Annotated in this window: 1 protein-coding gene; it reads left to right on the forward strand. The window is 70.6% G+C overall.

Annotated features, from left to right (window positions below):
- Positions 1–46: 46 nt before the first annotated feature.
- On the forward strand, positions 47–2,415 hold a 2,369-nt coding region (locus CHC08_RS46920), incomplete at its 3' end, for an SDR family NAD(P)-dependent oxidoreductase (RefSeq protein WP_143653695.1).

Raw genomic sequence — 2,415 nt, forward strand, 5'->3', positions numbered from 1 at the left:
CGCGTTGGAGGGTGTCAGTAGGTTTGTGGAGTTGGGTCCGGATGGGGTGCTGGCCGCGCTGGTGCAGCAGCCGGATGCCGTCGCGGTTCCGTTGCTGCGCCGGGAGCGCGATGAGGTCACCACCGCGCTGACCGCGTTGGCCACGTTGCATGTCAACGGCGTGCCGGTGGACTGGTCGGCGCTTTTTGCCGGGGTTCAGCCGGTCGAGCTGCCGACGTACGCCTTCCAGCGTCAGCGCTACTGGCTGCGCACCCGCGCCGAAGCGCCGATCGCAGCGGCTGACACCGACTTCTGGGACCCGATCGACCGTGGCGACACCGTTGGGCTCGCCACCCGGCTGGGCGTTCCGGTCACCACGCTCGAACCGCTCCTGCCGGCGCTGGTGTCCTGGCGGGCCCGTGGCCGGGAGCGGTCGTTGGTCGACGGGTGGCGGTACCGGGTTACCTGGAAGCCCGTCACCGATCTGGCCGAGGCTGTGCCCCGGGGAACTTGGGCGCTCGTCGGTGATGACGTGCTGGGAGCAGCCGATGCGTTGGGGCTTGTCGAGGCGCTGACGGGGATGGGCGCCGAGGCCGTGGTCGTGCCGCTTGGCGAGCGTGATGACCTGGCCGTGCGTCTGGGTGAGCTGGCGCCGGCCGGGGTTCTGGTGCTTCCGTCGGTTGCTCTCGCCGGTGTGTTGACGGTTGTTCAGGCGTTGGCGGATGTCGAGAGCAGTGCGCCGTTGTGGTTGGTGACCCGGGGTGCGGTGGCCGCGGGGCGGGCGGACGGTGCGCCGGATGTCGCGCAGGCCGCGAAGTGGGGCCTGGGCCGGGTGATCGGTCTGGAGCACCCGGAGCGCTGGGGCGGTCTGCTCGATCTGCCGGAGACCCTTGATGCCCGGGCTATCGTGCGGCTTGGTGCGGTGCTGGCCGGGACGCTCGGCGCCGAGGACCAGGTGGCGGTGCGCAGCGGTGGGGTTCTGGTCCGGCGGCTGGAGCATGCTCCGGCGAGCGCGGCCCCGGCCTGGCGTCCGCGTGGCACGGTGCTGATCACTGGTGGTACCGGTGGGCTCGGCGCTGAGGTGGCCCGGTGGGCGGCGGAGAACGGGGCCGAGCGGCTGGTGCTGGTCTCGCGGCGTGGTGTGGACGCGCCCGGAGCGGACGCGCTGCTCGCCGAACTTCCCAACGCCGAGGCACACGCCTGCGATCTGGCCGACCCGTCGGCGGTGGAGGGGTTGCTGGCGACGATCGGCCAGGTCAACGCGGTGGTGCACGCCGCCGGTGTGGCCGAGGATGCCGAACTGGTCGACGCCGATGCCGCGCACCTGAACCGGGTGCTGTCCGGCAAGGTCGACGGGGCCCTGTACCTGGACGCGCTGGTCGGTGACGTTGACGCGTTTGTGGTGTTCTCATCGATCTCGGGGATCTGGGGGAGTGCGGAGCAGGCCGCTTATGGGGCCGCGAACGCCGCGTTGGATGCGCTGATCGCCCGGCGCCGGGCGAGTGGTCTGCCGGGTACGGCTGTGGCCTGGGGTCCGTGGGCTCAGGTTGGTATGGCCGCTGATGATGAGACCGCCGCTCAGTTGCGGCGGCGTGGTTTGACGCCGATCGAGCCCGGGCCTGCGCTCGCCGCGCTGGCCGGTGCGGTCGGTGCGGGTGAGGAGTCGGTCACGGTTGCGGATGTGCGGTGGGCGGAGTTCCTGCCGCTCTTCACAGCCAGCCGGGCTCGGCCGTTCTTCACGGACCTTTCGGCCGCCCAGACCCTCGCAACCCCAGCACCGCACGGCGGCCCCGCGGTGTCCGCATTCGCGCAGCGGCTGTCCGGTCTGGCCGCCGCCGACCGGGAACGACTCGTCGCCGAGGTGGTGCGTACTCACGTCGCCGCGGTGCTGGGTCACGCGTCCAGCGAGGCGGTGGCACCCAACCGGGCGTTCAAGGAGCTGGGCTTCGACTCGCTGACCGCGGTGGAGTTGCGCAACCGGCTGCAGGCCGCGACCGGCGTGGCCCTGCCGGCCACGCTCGCCTTCGACCACCCGAGCGCGGCCCGGCTCGCCGACTTCCTGCTGAGCCAGGTCACCGGCCCGGACGCGGCTTCGGCGGACATCCGAACCCCGGTCGTTTCGATCGATGACGATCCGATCGTGATCGTTGGTATGGGGCTGCGGTTGCCGGGTGGGGTGCAGACGCCCGGGCAGTTCTGGGATTTGGTTGCTGCGGGTGGGGATGGGATCGGGGCGTTTCCGACGGATCGGGGTTGGGATCTGGATGGGCTTTATCACCCGGATCCTGATCATGCTGGGACGTTTTATGCCCGTGAGGGTGGGTTCCTGTATGGCGCGGGTGAGTTTGATGCGGGGTTGTTTGGGATTTCGCCGCGTGAGGCGTTGGCGATGGATCCGCAGCAGCGGTTGTTGCTGGAGACCTCGTGGGAGGCGTT

Origin of the sequence: Streptosporangium subroseum (assembly GCF_900188345.1) — a bacterium.
Lineage (GTDB): Bacteria > Actinomycetota > Actinomycetes > Streptosporangiales > Streptosporangiaceae > Streptosporangium > Streptosporangium subroseum.